Below are 672 nucleotides of genomic sequence, written 5' to 3'. Positions count from 1 at the left end.
CAACCTGTGGCAGTTCTATGCCGAACAACTGGCCGCCCACCCGGCCTGGCGCATCGAGGCCGATCCGCTGCGGGTCACCCAGGCCCGGCAGATCCTGCTCAACCAACTGGGCCAGCGTGATGCCGAAGCGGCCCTGTACCAGCAGGTGCTCGACAAGGCGGCCCCGCACTACCCGGCGTTAAGCCTGCGGCAGATACTCGGCGAAACCGCGACCCTGGGGCTGTTTTCCACCACCGCCACGGTACCGGGTGTGTTCACCCGCCAGGCCTGGGAGGGCCAGGTGCGTCAGGCCATCGACGAGATCACCCAGGCGCGCCGCGAGGAAGTCGACTGGGTGCTTAGCGACAAACCCGCCAACCTGGCCCCCGAGCTGACCCCGGACCTGCTCCGGGAACGCCTTACCGAACGCTACTTCCAGGATTACGCCGGGGTCTGGCTGGACTTCCTCAACAGCCTGCGCTGGCATCAGGCCGATAGCCTGGGCGCGGTGATCGACCAGTTGACCCTGATGAGCGATATCCGCCAGTCACCGCTGATCGGCCTGATGAACACCCTGGCCTACCAGGGTCAGGCCGGCACCCGCCGCCAGGCCTTGGCCGACTCGCTGATCCAGTCCGCGCAGAAGCTGATGGCGCAGGACAAGGTGCCGGTCATCGACCAACTGGTGCAAGG

The 672-nt window shown here is 66.7% G+C and carries 1 protein-coding gene; it reads left to right on the top strand.

All coding sequences use genetic code 11. The annotated features are described in order from the left end of the window. Positions 1-672, top strand: a 672-nt coding sequence (locus tag M5B99_RS29695) for an ImcF-related family protein (RefSeq protein ID WP_248807467.1), incomplete at both ends; no start/stop codon positions are given.

The sequence above is a fragment of the Pseudomonas sp. MWU13-2100 genome (assembly GCF_023242365.1).
Classification (GTDB): Bacteria; Pseudomonadota; Gammaproteobacteria; order Pseudomonadales; family Pseudomonadaceae; genus Aquipseudomonas.
The sequence above is the reverse complement of the archived record's forward strand: the minus strand, read 5'-3'. Positions and strand labels throughout refer to the sequence as shown.